Origin of the sequence: Streptomyces sp. NPDC089424, assembly GCF_044749345.1 — a bacterium.
In the GTDB taxonomy this organism is placed as follows: Bacteria; Actinomycetota; Actinomycetes; order Streptomycetales; family Streptomycetaceae; genus Streptomyces.
The window spans coordinates 281,547-296,270 of the sequence record NZ_JBIVHU010000008.1 but is presented as its reverse complement, the minus strand read 5'-3'; the positions used below and the strand labels follow the sequence as shown (position 1 = coordinate 296,270).

Sequence of the window (14,724 nt, the reverse complement as noted above, 5' to 3'; positions counted from 1 at the left end):
AACGTCACATACCGACAACGCTCCGTCCCGGAATGTGAACAAGGCATGGAGTTTCCCAGTCGGTTGGCATAGAAAAACGGCATGTTCTGGGTCCTCCTCCTGTTGCTGGCATGGGCCGTGGCCGGTCTGGCGTGCACCCGGCTGTGCCTGGCCGCCGTACGCGCGGCGGACGCCGAGGCGGAGCCGTGCGGGAAGCACGACCTGACGCTGTACGAGGCCGCCTTCCTGTCCGGCGGACCGGCGCGGGTCGCCGACCTGACACTGGTGTCGATGGCCCGCCAGCGACGCCTGCTCCTCGCGCACACGGGCTGGGCGACCGTCGTGGACCCGCGAGGGCGCGACGACATCGAGCGGTCGGTGATAGGCGCCATCGGGCCGGAAGGGCAGTCCCCCATCGCCCCCGTGCGGGCCGCCGCGGCGTCCGCCGACGCGGTGCACGGCCTGGCCGACCGGCTCGTCAGCGCCGGTCTCGCCGTGCCGGCCGGTGCGGGGATCACCGTCGGGTCCGGGGTGCGCCAGGTGCGGATCGCCTCTCTGGCGGTCCTCGCGCTCGGGGTGGCGGCGCTGCTGATGCCCGCTCAGGAAAGCGTGCCCGGCCATCTGGTCGCGCTCTGGTTCGCCCTGCCGCAGATCCTCTGCCTGAGCTGCCTGGTCCTGGCCCGGATCGAGGCGCATCCCTACTCGCGCTGGGCCTCCCCGGCCGGGCAGCGCCTGCTCGGCACGCTGGCCCGGCACCCGGACGACACCGGGGACGACCGCGCCTACCTCACCTCGGTCGCCGTACGCGGCATCCGCGCGGTCGGGGAGCCCGACCTGCGGGCGGCTTTCGCGCACCGCGGGCCCCACCGCCGCTTCTGACGGGGTCTCACCGGGTCCGGAACGCCCCCGGGGGCGTATGGGCGCATTGGGGCCGACACCGGCCACCTGTGCTTGCCTTTCCTCACAATCGTACGAAACATCCCTTCTGTCGCTGCCGCGCTTCGAAGGGATTCGCGATGAGAGCTGCCGCCCTCTACACGGCCGCCGGTTCCCTGCTCCTCACCGGCCTCGCCGCCGCCCCCGCCGGCAGTGCCCCGGCCCGCCCGGACGCGACGGCCGAGGTGCGCGGCACCACCGTGGCCGCCGCCCGCGCCGCTGCCGCCGGCGTCGACTTCGGCGACTGCGCCGACGCGCTGGACGGGGCGAAGACCCCGCCGGGCATGGAGTGCGGCACCGTCACCGTCCCCCTGGACTACGCGCGACCCGACGGCGAGCAGATCGGTCTCACGGTCAGCCGGATGCCGGCCACCCAGCGCGACCCCGGCAACAGCAAGCGCAAGGTGCCCCGTCAGGGCGCCCTGGTCTACAACCCGGGCGGGCCGGGCGCCTCCGGGCTGCAGTTCCCGATGATCGGTCACCTTCCGCATTGGCAGCGCCTGGCCGCCGCCTACGACCTGGTCGGATACGCCCCCCGCGGCGTCGGCCACTCCGCGCCGCTTTCCTGCGAGGACCCCGCACAGCACTTCACGGGACCGTCGTCCGCGCCCACGCACCCCTCGGAGTCGTACAAGCGGGAGCGCGTCGCGCGGGCCGCCGCCTACGCGCGCGGCTGCGCCGAGCGGTCCGGTGAGGCGTTGCGGCACTACCACTCCCTGAACAACGCCCGCGATCTCGACGTGCTGCGCGCCGCGCTGGACGAGGACCGGCTGACGTTCCTGGGGGCGTCGTACGGCACCTACTTCGGGGCCCTGTACGCGACCATGTTCCCCTCGCACGTCCGGCGGATGGTCTTCGACTCGGCCGTCGACCCCGACCCGGCGCAGGTCTGGTACCGCAACAACCTCGCCCAGTCGGCGGCGTTCGAGGACCGCTGGACGGACATAAAGGAGTGGATCGCCGCGCACCACTCCGTGTACGGCCTCGGGGCCACTCCCGAGGAGGTGCAGCACGGCTACGACACCGCGCGTGCCCGGCTCGCGGACGAACCGGCGGGCGGGAAGGTCGGGCCGGGCCAGTTGCAGAGCGCGTTCCTGGACGCCGGCTACTACGACGACCACTGGCCCTCGCGGGCCCAGGCGCTGTCGTCGTATCTGAAGGGTGATCCCCGGCCCCTGATCGACCTCGCCGCGCCGCGGGAGGGGTCGGCGTCGCAGGCGGAGAACTCGCGTGCGGTCTACACGGCCGTCGAGTGCAACGACGCGCCCTGGCCGACGGAGTGGAAGGTGTGGGACCGGGACAACACCCGGCTCGCGCGCGTGGCGCCGTTCGAGACGTGGAACAACGTGTGGCTGAACCTGCCGTGCGCGCACTGGCAGGTGCCGCGGCAGCGGCCGCTGGACGTGCGGACCGGGCCGGGCGAGCTGCCGCCGACGCTGATCCTGGCCGCCGAACGGGACGCCGCCGCCCCCTACGACGGCGCCCTCGAACTCCACCGCCGGCTGTCCGGCTCGGTGCTGGTCACCGAACGGGACGCCGGCACGCACGGCATCGCGGGCGGCCCCAACGCCTGCGTCAACGCCTACCTGGAGGCGTATCTGATCGAGGGCCGGCTCCCGGCGCGCCGCGCGAACTGCGCACCGCACCCGGAGCCGAAGCCGGGCGCCGAAGGGACGACGGACGCCGAAGGGACGACGGACGCCGTCGGTCGGAGCGTCCCCGGCCGGTAGCGTGCCGCCGCCGCGGGCCTTCGCCGCTCAGGCGAGGCCCGCGACCAGCTCCGCGATCTCCTTGCGGCGGCCGGTGTAGAACGGCACCTCCTCGCGGACGTGCATCCGCGCCTCCGAGGCGCGCAGATGACGCATGAGGTCGACGATGCGGTACAGCTCGTCGGCCTCGAAGGCGAGGATCCACTCGTAGTCGCCGAGGGAGAACGAGGCGACCGTGTTGGCGCGCACGTCCGGGTAGCCGCGGGCCATCTTGCCGTGGTCGGCGAGCATCCGGCGGCGGTCCTCGTCCGGCAGCAGGTACCAGTCGTAGGAGCGCACGAAGGGGTAGACGCTGACGTACGCGCGGGGCGTCTCGTCGGCGAGGAACGCCGGGATGTGGCTGCGGTTGAACTCGGCGGGGCGGTGCAGCGCCATGTTCGACCACACCGGCTCGAGGGCGCGGCCCAGCCTGGTGCGGCGGAACAGGTTGTACGCCTCCTGCAGCTGGTCGCTGGTCTCGGCGTGCCACCAGATCATGAGGTCCGCGTCGGCCCGCAGCCCGGAGACGTCGTAGGTGCCGCGGACGGTGACGTCCTTGGCGGCGAGCTGGTCGAACAGCTCCTGGACCTCTTCGGCGTAGCCCGCGCGGTCCTCGGGCAGCACGTCCTTCAGCTTGAACACGGACCACAGGGTGTAGCGGATGACCTCGTTGAGGTCCTTGGCCAGCTTGCCCTTGTTCGGGATCCGGTCGGGGGCGGTGGTGGAGGCGTCGTCGCTCATGTCCCTTATTCTCCCGCTCCGCCGTGCAGGCTCTGCACCGGGTGGGCGGTGAGCTCGCGCACCGCCGCCAGGTCGCCGTGGATCTGGTCCACGGCCGCGTACGCGCCGGCGACGCAGGCCGGGATCCCCACGCCGTCGTAGGCCGCTCCGCACACGGCGAGGCCCGGGAGCTTGCCGACCTGCTCCCGGACGCGGGCCACGCGCGCGTGGTGGCCCACGGGGTACTGCGGCAGGCCTCCGTCCCAGCGGGTGACGCGCGTCCTGACGGGCTTGGCGTCCAGGCCGGTGGCCGCTTCGAGGTCGTGCCGTGACACGTCCACCAGACCGTCGTCGTCACGGCCGAGGATCTCCGTCTCGCCGTACCGGCCGACGGAGGTGCGCAGCACGACCAGGTCCGGGTCGTCACCGGCGATCCAGCCCCACTTCTGGGAGGCGAACGTGGACGCCTTGATCGTCCGTCCGTCGACCGGCGGCACCAGGAAGCCGCTGCCCTCGGGGAGGCTGGCCTCGGACCTGCGGTAGGCGAGGGTGACCAGCGCCATCGACGCGTACTCCACGGCGGCCAGGTCGGTCGCGGCCGCCGGTGCCTCGGCGCGCAGCAGCTCGGCGGCGGCCGGTGCGGGCGCGGCGACGATCACCGCGTCGGCGTGCAGGACACGGCCGCCGGCCACGACCCGCCAGCCCGTGCGGCCCGCGCGGCGCAGCTCGGTGACCCGGGCCCCGGTGACGATCTCACCGCCGCGGGCGCGCACCGACTCGGCCACGGCGAGCGGCAGGCCGCCCACGCCGCCCTCGATGCCCATGAACACCGGCCCGGTCTGCGCGGCGGGGGCCGCCTTGGCCTGGATCTCCCGGACCGCCGCGGTGAGCGAGTCGTGCGCCTGGGCGGCCTGGAACAGCTGGGGGACGGCCGAGCGCATCGAGATGCGGTAGGCGTCGCCCGCGTAGACGCCGCCGAGCAGCGGCTCCACGAGCCGGTCGACGACCTCGCGGCCGAGCCGCGCGGCCACGAACTCGCCCACCGCGACGTCGTCGCCGATCTCCGTGCGGGGCAGAGCGGCCTCGCGCTCGATGCGCGCGAGGCCCTCCTCGGACAGGACGCCCGCGAGCGCGGAGGCGGTGCCGGGCACGCCCATGACGTGTCCCTTGGGCATCGGGCGCAGCGCGCCCCGGGTCCACAGGGCCGCCGTCGCGGTGGACGGCGGCTGGAGCCGGTCCGCGAGGCCCACCTCGCGCGCGAGGGCGACCGCCTCGGGTCGCCGGGCCAGCATCGACTCGGCGCCCAGGTCCACGCGCACGCCCGCGATCTCGCCGGGCAGCAGCTTGCCGCCGACCCGGCCGGACGCCTCCAGCACGGTCACCCGCGCCCCCCGGTCCAGCAGCCGGTGGGCGGCGGCCAGCCCGGCGATTCCGGCTCCGATCACGACGGCCTGCCCGGCGTCGGTGCGTGCTGCGTTCATGGCTCCACCTTCTCAGACGCCACCGACAGTCATCCCGACGGCCGGGCTCGGACCCGGCGGCCCCACCGAGTCCCGGCCGTGACCGCATCGGGATCGCATCGGGACCGGGCCTGTCCAACGTCCGTACCGGTCCCGGCGTCCAAGGAGCGTCCGTTGCCACGACCCCCGGGGGTTCGCCCACATGCCCGCACGACGCACCGCACGCCTCTTCGCCGCCCGCCCCGCCCCGGCCCTGGCCGGGCTCCTGCTCGCCACCGCCCTGGCGTTGACCGGGTGCAGCGGCGGGGACGACGTCTCGTCCGACTCCGCGGGCGAGGCGGCCGCCGCCCAGGACCACGCGGCCGTGGAGCCCGGCGCCAAGGAGGGCGCCTACGGCAGCGACAGCCGCTCCGGCGCCGAGAAGCCCCCGGCCGCCCCCCGGCTGCCCACGAGCCACATCATCCGCACCGCCTCCCTGACGGTGGAGGTCAAGGATGTGCCCGAAGCCCTCGACGAGGCCCGGACGACCGCCGAGACCGCGGGCGGCTTCGTCGGCAGCGAGACGACCACCCGGGACGAGCACGGCAACGAGCGCACCCGCGTCGTCCTGCGGGTGCCCGTCGCGGAGTACGAGGACGTGCTCGCCGACCTGGAGGGTGCGGGCAGGCTCCTCGACCGCACCGCGAAGGCGACGGACGTCACCGACCAGGTGGTCGACGTCGAGAGCCGCATCAGGACCCAGCGCGCCAGCGTCGCGAGGATCCGCGAGCTGATGGACCGGGCGACCGGGCTGAGCGACGTGGTGGAACTGGAGGGGGAGCTGAGCGCCCGCCAGGCCGACCTGGAGTCGCTGCTCGCCCAGCAGGCGTCCCTGAAGGACCGCACGAGCCTGTCCACCATCACCCTGTCGCTGTCCGAGAGGCCGACGGCGAAGGCGGCGGACGACGACAGCGACCCCGGGTTCAGCGACGCGCTGGCGGGCGGCTGGAACGCCTTCGTGACGATGGTGCGCTGGATCGTGGTCGCCCTGGGCGCTGTCCTGCCGTTCGCGGCGCTCGCGGCGCTGCTCGCCCTCGTCTGGCTGCGCCTCGTGCGGCCGCGCAGGGCGGACCGGACCGCCCCGGCGCCGGAGCGGGGCGGGCAGGACCGAAAGGAGTCCGGGTCGTAGCGTGTGCGCATGAGCATGAGCGCTGCGAGCGGTACGAGAGAACGACTGGTCGTGATCGGCGGGGACGCCGCGGGGATGTCCGCGGCGTCCCAGGCCCGCCGGATGAGGGGCCCCGACGAGCTGGAGATCGTGGCCTTCGAACGCGGCCACTTCACCTCGTACTCCGCGTGCGGCATCCCGTACTGGGTGGGCGGCCAGGTCGCCGAGCGGGACGAGCTCATCGCCCGCAGCCCCGAGGAGCACCGCGCACGCGACATCGACCTGCGGCTGCGCACGGAGGTCGTGGAGATCGACGTCGCCGGGGCGCGGGTACGCGCGCGGGACGTGGATTCGGGGGCCGAGTCCTGGACGCCGTACGACAAGCTCGTGATCGCCACCGGGGCCCGGCCGATCCGCCCCGACATGCCCGGCGCCGGCGCGCCCGGAGTGCACGGGGTGCAGACCCTGGACGACGGCCAGGAGCTCCTGGACACCCTCACCCGCGCGGGCGGCAACCGCGCCGTGGTCGTCGGCGCGGGCTACATCGGTGTCGAGATGGCCGAGGCGCTGATCAACCGCGGCTACGAGGTGACGGTCGTCAACCGGGGCGCGGAGCCCATGTCCACGCTCGACGCGGACATGGGACGGCTGGTGCACGAGGCCATGGAGGGCATGGGCATCACCATGGTCAACGACGCCGAGGTCACCAAGATCCTCACGGGGGACGACGGTCAGGTGCGGGCGGTGGCCACGGAGGACGCCGAGTACCCGGCGGACGTGGTCGTGCTCGGCATCGGGGTACGCCCCGAGACGACGCTGGCGAGGGCGGCGGGCCTGCCCCTGGGGGAGCACGGCGGGCTGCTGACCGATCTCGCGATGCGGGTGCGCGGCCACGAGAACATCTGGGCCGGCGGGGACTGCGTGGAGGTCCTCGACCTGGTCGCCGGGCGGGAGCGGCACATCGCCCTCGGCACGCACGCCAACAAGCACGGCCAGGTCATCGGCATGAACGTGGGAGGCGGGTACGCGACGTTCCCCGGGGTGGTCGGCACCGCGGTGAGCAAGGTGTGCGACCTGGAGATCGCCCGGACCGGGCTGCGGGAGAAGGACGCGCTGCGGGCGGGTCTGCGCTTCGAGGCGGTGACGATCGAGTCCACCAGCCGGGCCGGGTACTACCCCGGAGCCTCCGCGATGACCGTGAAGATGCTCGCCGAGCGCCGCACGGGGCGGCTGCTCGGCGTGCAGATCGTCGGCCGGGAGGGAGCGGGCAAGCGGGTCGACATCGCGGCGGTGGCGCTCACGGCCGGGATGACGGTGGAGCAGATGACGGCGCTGGACCTGGGGTACGCCCCACCGTTCTCCCCGGTGTGGGATCCCGTACTGGTGGCCGCGCGCAAGGCCGCGGGGAAGGTGCGGGGCGGTTGAGCGTCGGGGTCTGCGCGGGCGCGACGGCGGTTACTGCGCGTCCCCGGCGAACCTCGTCCTGTCCGCCGCCGGTTCGATCCAGTCCTGGGCCCTGCGCCACCAGACCTCGGCGGCCGGCTTCAGCCCGGACGGGTCGTCGAGGGTGCCGGCCTTGACGATCACGAGGTCGGGCCGTTCGTGCAGGACCGTGAAGATCGGTGTACCGCAGTCGCCGCAGAAAAGCCTGTCCCGCGGGTTTCCGTTCTCGACTCCGACGGTCCGGTAGGACTTGGGCGATCCGATGATCTCCAGTGCCTCGCGGGCCACCAGCACATTGACCGAGAACGCGGCGCCGGTGTGCCGCTGGCAATGGGCGCAGTGGCACAGGACGACGGTCTCGGGCTCCGCGTCGAAGCGGTAGCTGACCGATCCGCACAGGCAGTGTCCGGTGCGGGGACCGTCGGCGGCGATGACGTCAGTCTGTTCGTTCATTGCTTTGCTTTCTCTCCTTGCTGAAGCGCTCGGCTTGCTCAGGCGCTCGGCCGGGTGGCCGCGGCGGAGCGGGTCTTCCGCGGGAAGGCGTGGTTCCTGCCGCCGACGACGGTCGCGGCGGCGGCGATCAGGAGGATCAGTGCCGCCCAGGTGATCGAGGCGGTGCTGAGGTTCGCGAGCAGCAGGCCGCCGACGAGGCCGCCGACGGCGATGGAGGCGGAGAAGACCGTGATGGTGACGGACTGGGCGACGTCGGCGGCTTCGCCCGTGGCCTCGATGGCGGCGCCGACGAACAGGCTGGGGGAGCTGCCGAACGCGAAGCCCCAGGCCGCGACGGCGACGTAGACCAGCGCCGGTGTGTCCGTCAGAAGGGCCAGGACGAGCACACAGGCCGCGAAGACGACGGTGCTGCCGACCGTGAGCGTGCGCAGGTGCCGGTCGATGTGCGCGCCGACCACGACCACGCTGAGCATGGAGGTGACCCCGAAGGCGAACAGCACCCAGCCCGTCTGGGCGGCCATGCCCGCGTAGGCGAGCAGGTCGGTGATGTACGTGTAGAGGATGTTGTGCGCGATCATGTACGTGGCCAGCGCGAACAGGATGGGGCGCAGACCGGGGATGACCAGCACCCGCGAGATCGGGAACCGTGTGTCGACCGGCCGTCCCGGCAGGTCCGGAAGGGCGACGAGGACCCAGGCCATGGTCGCGACGGCCACGGCGGCCGAGGCGTGGAAGGCGAGCTGCCAGCCGCCGAGGCCGCTGAGCCAGGTCCCGAGCGGGACGCCGAGGGCCAGGCCGACCGGGGTTCCGGCCAGCGCGACGGCGATGGCCCGCCCCTGCCGGCCCTCGGGCGCGAGCCGGGCCGCGTAGCCGCCGAGCAGCGGCCAGATGAGGCCGGTCGCCAGACCGGCGACGAAGCGCAGCACCAGGGTCAGCGTGTAGGTGCCGGACAGCGCGGTGAGCACGTTGGCGACGGCGACCACGGCGAGGGCGAGCTGCAGCACGTGCTTGCGTGACCAGCCGGCCGTGGCCCGCGCGAGGGGGATGGCGCCCAGCGCGGTGGCCAGGGCGTAGAGCGTGACGGTCTGGCCGGTCAGCGAGACGCTGGTGCCGAGGGTGCGGCTCATCTCCGGCAGCAGACCGGCCGGGAGGCATTCGGTGAGGATGCTGATGAAGCCGGCCAGGAAGAGGCCGAGCAGGGCCTTGCCCGGGAGGCGGCCCCGCGCGGAGGCCGCCCCGGACGGGACTGCGGAGGTGGTGCTGGTGTCGGTCATGGTCCTGTTCCAGGAACGGTGCGGGGCACACGTCGACGCGGACGCGGCCCTGGGCGTGGGCCGGGTCCGGTCGGACGTGGCTCGGGGACACGTCGAGCCTCCTCCGGACGCCGGAGGCGGGCCAGACACCCACTTCGTCCACGTCTCGCAGAGCTATCACCAGCAGGGACAGTTCCGGCTCGTGGTGCCGAGCGATACTCGAGGACATGGCAACCCATCGAGCCGCCCGTCCCGAACCGTCGGCCGTCTCGCGACCGGCCCCGGAGACCGGCCCCCAGGAAGGCCTCGACACCCGGGCGGAGCTGAACGAGTTCCTGCGCACCCGCCGCGCCCGCCGTACCCCGGCCGAAGCGGGGCTCACCGACCACAGCAAGCGGCGCCGCGCGCCGGGTCTGCGGCGGGAGGAGGTGGCGCAGCTCGCGGGGGTCTCCGCGGCGTACTACACGCGCATCGAGCAGGGCAACGCGCGCAACGTCTCCCAGGAGGTGCTGGACGCGATCTCCCGGGTGCTCCAGCTCTCCGAGGCCGAGCGCGCCCACCTGCTGCGGCTGGTGCGGCCGCAGCGGCACCGCCGGCCCGAGCCGGCGCGCGGGCAGGTGCGGCCCGAGGTCCAGGACCTGCTGACGGCGATGGAGGGCCTGCCGGCCTATGTGTGGGGTCGCCGCACCGACGTGCTGGCGTGGAACCAGACCGCGTCGGCCCTGTTCGGCGACTGGGCGGCCCGTGCGCCGCGGGACCGGAACTGGGCGCGGATCACCTTCCTCGACCCGGCGTCCCGCAGGCTGTTCGCGGACTGGGAGGCCAAGGCGTACGACGTGGTGGGGCAGTTGCGGCTGTGGGCCGGACTGCACCCGGACGACGGGCCGCTCGCCTCGCTGATCGGCGAACTGTCGATGAAGAGCGAGGACTTCCGCAGGCTGTGGGCCGCGCACGACGTCAAGAGGAAGACGCACGGCCTCATGCGCCTGTCACATCCGCTGGTCGGGGAACTGACCCTGCGCTACGAGACCCTCACGCTACCCGGCGACCAGGAGCAGTCACTGACGACGTACCATGCCGGGCCCGGCTCGCCCTCCGCGGAGGCGCTGCGCCTGCTGGCCAGCTGGGGAGCGGACGCCTCGCAGGAGCGGCCGGTCGACTGACCCCTGCTCGCCGGGCGGGCCCGGGCGCCTCTCAGGCCGTGCCGTTGATGCGGTCGATCGCCTGCCGGGCCTGTTCCCCCGGCGGCCGGGACGGCAGGGAGGACACCGAGCCGGCGGACGCCGCCGGCATGGCCGTGGGCTGGGCGCCCGACGGCTTGGCGTGGGCGCCCGGGGAGACGGACCGCAGCCGGTTGCCGACCGCCTCGTCCAGGGTCACCGGCCGCTGCAACTGCGCCGCCATCCGGCCGGCCTCCTGGCCGAGCCGCGCGACGTCCTCCCAGGGGAGGTGCACCACCAGCGCGAGCTGCGCCTCGCCGTCGGGGGTGGCCTGCATCGGAGGAGTAACTCGGTCGTTCATCGCCTGTTCCTCACGTCGTCCCGCGACGCGCCTCGCCGGGCCGCGGCCGGTCGAGAGGAGATACGCGCGCCCGCCGGGCGGCGTTCACCGGTTCGACGGTCCCATCGAGGGCAGTACTTCCTTGTGGTGATCCCCGTCCATGACGTCAACCCGGTGCGCCGTACGCCCTGGGTGACGTACGCGCTGATCGCGGCGAACGTGATCGTGTTCCTGTTCACGCCCGGCCTCGCCGGCTCGGTGGCCGGCGACAGCAGCCTGGCGCAACTGTGCCATCTCCAGGCGTTCCTGGACCGGTACGCGGCGGTCCCCCAGGAGCTGATCCACCATCAGCTGCCCCAGCTGGTGCCCACCGGCGAGACCGCGGTCGGCCCGCGGGGACCCGGGTGCGTGGTGGGTCCGCCGACGTACGAGAAGTCGCCCGAACTGAGCGTGCTCACGGCGATGTTCCTGCACGGCGGCTGGCTGCACCTGCTGGGCAACATGCTCTTCCTGCTGATCTTCGGCAACAACGTCGAGGACCGCATGGGGCATGTGCGCTTCACCCTGTTCTACGCCGTCTGCGGCTACGCGGCGTCGTACGGCTTCGCGGTCCTGAACGCCGGCTCCGCGGAGCCGTTGATCGGCGCCTCGGGAGCGATCGCCGGTGTGCTGGGCGCCTATCTGGTGCTGTTCCCGAAGGCCAGGGTGTGGGTGCTCGTCCCGTTCCTGATCTTCCTGCCGCTGCGGTTGCCGGCCTGGATGGTGCTGGGCTTCTGGTTCGTGCTCCAGGCGGTGTACTCCTCCGGCGAGGGGGTCTCCGCCGCGGGCACCGTGGCGTACGCGGCCCACATCGTCGGCTTCCTGGCCGGCATGCTCCTCGCCTGGCCCCTCAAACCGGGGACACCACCACCGCCGGAGCCACGCGGCCTGCTCTTCGGCAGGCGGGCGCGGCCCCGGCAGACGTGGTGAGCGCTCAGCGGGCGGTCTGCGTGTGGACGTACTCCACGAGCCGGGTCAGGGCGTCCGGGTCGGTGGACGGCATGACGCCGTGACCGAGGTTGAACACGTGGCCCTCCAGGCCCGCCGCCGTGTCGAGGACCTCGCGGGCCTTGGTCTCGACGGCCTCCTGGGTGGCGAAGAGGACCGTGGGGTCGATGTTGCCCTGCAGCGCCTTGCCGGGGCCGACGCGGCGTGCGGCCTCGTCGAGGGGGACGCGCCAGTCGACGCCGACGACGTCCGCGCCGGCCTCGCCCATCAGGCCGAGCAGCTCGCCGGTGCCGACGCCGAAGTGGATGCGCGGGACGCCGTAGGCCTCGACCGCGCGGAACACCTTCGCCGAGGCGGGCAGGACGGAGCGCCGGTAGTCGGCGGGGGCGAGGGCACCGGCCCAGGAGTCGAAGAGCTGGACCGCGCTCGCGCCCGCCTCGATCTGCACCTTGAGGAAGGCGGCGGTGATGTCCGCGAGGCGGTCGAGGAGGTCGGCCCACAGCTGCGGGTCGCCGTACATCATCGCCTTGGCGTTCTCGTACGTGCGGGACGGACCGCCCTCGACGAGGTAGCTCGCGAGGGTGAACGGGGCGCCCGCGAAACCGATCAGGGGCGTCGCGCCGAGCTCGGCGGTCAGCATGCCGATCGCCTCCGTGACGTAGGAGACGTCCTCGGGGGTCAGGTCGCGCAGCTGCGCGAGGTCGGCGCGGGAGCGGATCGGGCGCTCGACGACCGGGCCGACGCCGGGCTTGATGTCGAGGTCGACACCGATGGCCTTGAGGGGGACGACGATGTCGCTGAAGTAGATCGCCGCGTCCACGTGGTGCCGGCGCACCGGCTGGAGGGTGATCTCGGTGACCAGCTCGGGCCGCATGCACGACTCCAGCATGGGGATGCCCTCGCGCACCTTCCGGTACTCGGGCAGCGAGCGACCGGCCTGCCGCATGAACCACACCGGGGTGTGCGGCACGGGCTCGCGCCTGCACGCCTTCAGGAAGGCGGAGTCGTATGTCGCTGTCGGCTGCTGGCCCGTGGGGCTTCCGTTGGCACTCACGGGGAAAGTTTCGCACGGCGGCCGAACGGGCACGGCGGGGCCTCCGGTGCCGGCGACGGGTGCTCTAGTGGCAGGACCCGGCGTCCCGGTACCGCCGGGCGGGGTGTCTAGCCTGCACCGGGCGTCCGTTCCCCTTAATCTGCACCGCATGGCTGCGGCTCAGGGACGACTGTCGGACGACGCTGGCGGAATGGACGACTCGAAGGAGGGGCACCTGCATACGGGCGACACTGCTCCGCCACTCTTCCGGGCTGCCGTCGAGGGACTGCGCTGCGCGCGGCTGCGGCCGCAGATCGAGGTCGAGCCCACCCGGGCGCCCCAGCGGCTGGCCCCGCACGCGTACGCGCTGGAGGCCACCGTCGTCGACGGCGACCAGGACCTGGCCGACGGCCGGCTGGTGCTGCTGCACGACCCGGCGGGGCACGAGGCCTGGCACGGGACCTTCCGGCTGGTGACGCTGGTGCGGGCCGAGCTGGAACCGGAGATGGCCTCCGACCCGCTGCTGCCCGAGGTGTGCTGGAGCTGGCTGACCGGCGCGCTCCAGGCGCGCGGCCTGACGTACGGCGAACCCAGCGGGACCGTCACCCGCGCGAGTTCGCACTACTTCGGCGGGCTGTCCGCGCGTCCCGCCGCCTCCCAGATCGAGATCAGGGCCTCCTGGACGCCCCGGGAGGGACTGGGCGGCGTACCGGACACCGGCGCCCATCTCGCCTCCTGGTGCGATCTGCTGGCCCAGATCGCGGGGCTGCCGCCGGCGGGCCCGGGTGACGCCTCGGTGGTGACCCTGCCGCAGCGGCGCGACCCGCAGGCCCGCTGACCGGCGGCGCGCGAACGGCAGTTCACCCTCTCCCGGGCAACCCCTCTGGCGATTCCGGCCGGACTCCGGCCGGAATCCGACAATTCCGGTCCGTCGGACCCCTTTCCCGTACCCCGGCTCGCCGATTTCGGGCCGGGCACACACGCATGCACCCATTCGGGCGGATCTCTTTGTCGATACGGCCACTTTCGGCCTGACAACGAATCGAACCGAAACCGTTCGATCTTCGGATGATCGCTCGCGTGTCCGAATTGCTCGGATTGTTACTCACCAGATCGTGATCATTCTCTAAAGGCAGACCGGTTTGGTGCCGAAGACGACTGTGACCTTGAAAGCACGGTTCGTCCCGGCTTCGCCCCCCACGAGCCGACTCCGTCCCCGCACCCAGGAGGCCTGGTGTCCGTTCTCCTTGAGCAGCCCGCAAGCCTGGTCGCCTACCGCCCGAACAAGCCGACCGCGATGGTGGTCGTGGCCGACCCCCGCGTCCGCTCCACCGTCACCCGCCACCTGTGGGCGCTCGGTGTGCGCGATGTCATCGAGGCCTCCTCCATCGCCGAGGCTCGTCCCCGCATCGGCAACCCCCGCGACATCTGCGTCGCCGACGTCCACCTGCCGGACGGTTCCGGCCTGACGCTGCTGTCGGAGACCCGCGCCGCGGGCTGGCCCAACGGGCTCGCCCTGTCGGCCGCCGACGACATCGGCGCCGTGCGCAACGCCCTCGCGGGCGGTGTGAAGGGCTACGTCGTCACCGGCACCCGTACCAACGTCGGGCTCCCCACCCGACCGGGTGCCGCCCCCATCGGCGCGGCCGCCGCCCGTCTGCACCGCCGCCCCCCGGGTGCCCCGAGTCACCCGGGTGGCTACCGCGAGCTCTCCGGCCGCGAGGTCGAGGTGCTGCGCCTGGTCGCCGAAGGCCAGTCGAACAAGGCGATCGGCGTCTCGATGGGCCTGTCCGCGCTCACCGTCAAGAGCCACCTCGCCCGGATCGCCCGCAAGCTCGGCACGGGTGACCGCGCCGGAATGGTCGCCGTGGCCCTGCGCACCGGCATCATCCACTGATCACCGCCCACCACCGCCTCGCCCGCCCGCCGCATGCCACTGTCCCTCCCCCAGTCCCTCGCCTGGTCTCCCCCCGAACGCTCCCTTGATCCCTCCGCCGGTCCCTCCCCGAGCACGGTCCCGAGCCACCCGTTCGCCGGACGGCCGTGACCGGGAACCCCCGGGACC

The 14,724-nt window shown here is 73.2% G+C and carries 14 protein-coding genes; 8 read left to right on the top strand and 6 right to left on the bottom strand.

Features of this window, described 5'->3' with window-relative positions:
* Positions 1 to 81 precede the first annotated feature (81 nt).
* Complete coding sequence (locus ACIP2X_RS30320; RefSeq protein WP_401678891.1) at positions 82 to 858, top strand: TIGR04222 domain-containing membrane protein; 777 nt, start codon at positions 82 to 84, stop codon at positions 856 to 858.
* Positions 859 to 995: 137 nt separating this feature from the next.
* Complete coding sequence (locus tag ACIP2X_RS30315) at positions 996 to 2,645, top strand: alpha/beta hydrolase (protein ID WP_401678888.1); 1,650 nt, start codon at positions 996 to 998, stop codon at positions 2,643 to 2,645.
* A gap of 27 nt (positions 2,646 to 2,672) precedes the next feature.
* Here the strand turns inward: ACIP2X_RS30315 and hemQ are convergent, their stop codons facing one another.
* Both hemQ and hemG read right to left on the bottom strand, forming a co-directional pair.
* Positions 2,673 to 3,404 carry a hydrogen peroxide-dependent heme synthase gene (gene hemQ / locus ACIP2X_RS30310; RefSeq protein WP_401678887.1) on the bottom strand — a complete coding sequence of 244 codons (732 nt, stop codon included), beginning with the start codon at positions 3,402 to 3,404 and terminating at the stop codon, positions 2,673 to 2,675.
* Between the two features lie 5 nt (positions 3,405 to 3,409).
* Positions 3,410 to 4,864 carry a protoporphyrinogen oxidase gene (hemG, locus tag ACIP2X_RS30305; RefSeq protein WP_401678884.1) on the bottom strand — a complete coding sequence of 485 codons (1,455 nt, stop codon included), beginning with the start codon at positions 4,862 to 4,864 and terminating at the stop codon, positions 3,410 to 3,412.
* Positions 4,865 to 5,045: 181 nt separating this feature from the next.
* Here hemG and ACIP2X_RS30300 point away from each other — a divergent pair, with 181 nt between their 5' ends.
* Entirely contained in the window at positions 5,046 to 6,011 is a 966-nt protein-coding gene (locus ACIP2X_RS30300) for a DUF4349 domain-containing protein (protein WP_401678881.1), read from the top strand.
* Positions 6,012 to 6,020: 9 nt separating this feature from the next.
* Entirely contained in the window at positions 6,021 to 7,415 is a 1,395-nt protein-coding gene (locus ACIP2X_RS30295; protein ID WP_401678878.1) for an FAD-dependent oxidoreductase, read from the top strand.
* Positions 7,416 to 7,445: 30 nt separating this feature from the next.
* Here ACIP2X_RS30295 and ACIP2X_RS30290 read toward each other — a convergent pair whose 3' ends face one another.
* Together ACIP2X_RS30290 and ACIP2X_RS30285 are read right to left on the bottom strand one after the other, a co-directional pair.
* Positions 7,446 to 7,886, bottom strand: coding sequence for a GFA family protein (locus tag ACIP2X_RS30290; RefSeq protein ID WP_401678875.1), 441 nt, complete (start codon positions 7,884 to 7,886; stop codon positions 7,446 to 7,448).
* A 38-nt stretch (positions 7,887 to 7,924) separates the two neighbouring features.
* Positions 7,925 to 9,160: an MFS transporter gene (locus ACIP2X_RS30285; RefSeq protein WP_401678874.1), complete on the bottom strand. Its 1,236-nt coding sequence runs from the start codon at positions 9,158 to 9,160 to the stop codon at positions 7,925 to 7,927.
* A 206-nt stretch (positions 9,161 to 9,366) separates the two neighbouring features.
* Here ACIP2X_RS30285 and ACIP2X_RS30280 point away from each other — a divergent pair, with 206 nt between their 5' ends.
* Positions 9,367 to 10,302, top strand: a complete 936-nt coding sequence (locus tag ACIP2X_RS30280; RefSeq protein ID WP_401678870.1) for a helix-turn-helix transcriptional regulator — start codon at positions 9,367 to 9,369, stop codon at positions 10,300 to 10,302.
* A gap of 31 nt (positions 10,303 to 10,333) precedes the next feature.
* Here the strand turns inward: ACIP2X_RS30280 and ACIP2X_RS30275 are convergent, their stop codons facing one another.
* Positions 10,334 to 10,660, bottom strand: a complete 327-nt coding sequence (locus tag ACIP2X_RS30275; RefSeq protein WP_401678867.1) for a hypothetical protein — start codon at positions 10,658 to 10,660, stop codon at positions 10,334 to 10,336.
* A gap of 123 nt (positions 10,661 to 10,783) precedes the next feature.
* On the opposite strand from ACIP2X_RS30275, the gene ACIP2X_RS30270 reads away from it, so the two are divergent.
* Positions 10,784 to 11,608: a rhomboid family intramembrane serine protease gene (locus tag ACIP2X_RS30270; RefSeq protein WP_401678864.1), complete on the top strand. Its 825-nt coding sequence runs from the start codon at positions 10,784 to 10,786 to the stop codon at positions 11,606 to 11,608.
* 4 nt (positions 11,609 to 11,612) lie between these two features.
* Here ACIP2X_RS30270 and hemE read toward each other — a convergent pair whose 3' ends face one another.
* A complete protein-coding gene (hemE, locus tag ACIP2X_RS30265) occupies positions 11,613 to 12,680 on the bottom strand; it encodes a uroporphyrinogen decarboxylase (RefSeq protein WP_401678861.1) in 1,068 nt (355 codons plus the stop codon).
* A gap of 190 nt (positions 12,681 to 12,870) precedes the next feature.
* Here hemE and ACIP2X_RS30260 point away from each other — a divergent pair, with 190 nt between their 5' ends.
* On the top strand, positions 12,871 to 13,497 hold the full coding sequence (locus tag ACIP2X_RS30260; RefSeq protein WP_401678858.1) for a DUF3000 domain-containing protein: 627 nt from the start codon (positions 12,871 to 12,873) through the stop codon (positions 13,495 to 13,497).
* Positions 13,498 to 13,893: 396 nt separating this feature from the next.
* Positions 13,894 to 14,556, top strand: coding sequence for a response regulator transcription factor (locus tag ACIP2X_RS30255; protein ID WP_003993737.1), 663 nt, complete (start codon positions 13,894 to 13,896; stop codon positions 14,554 to 14,556).
* Positions 14,557 to 14,724: the final 168 nt, after the last annotated feature.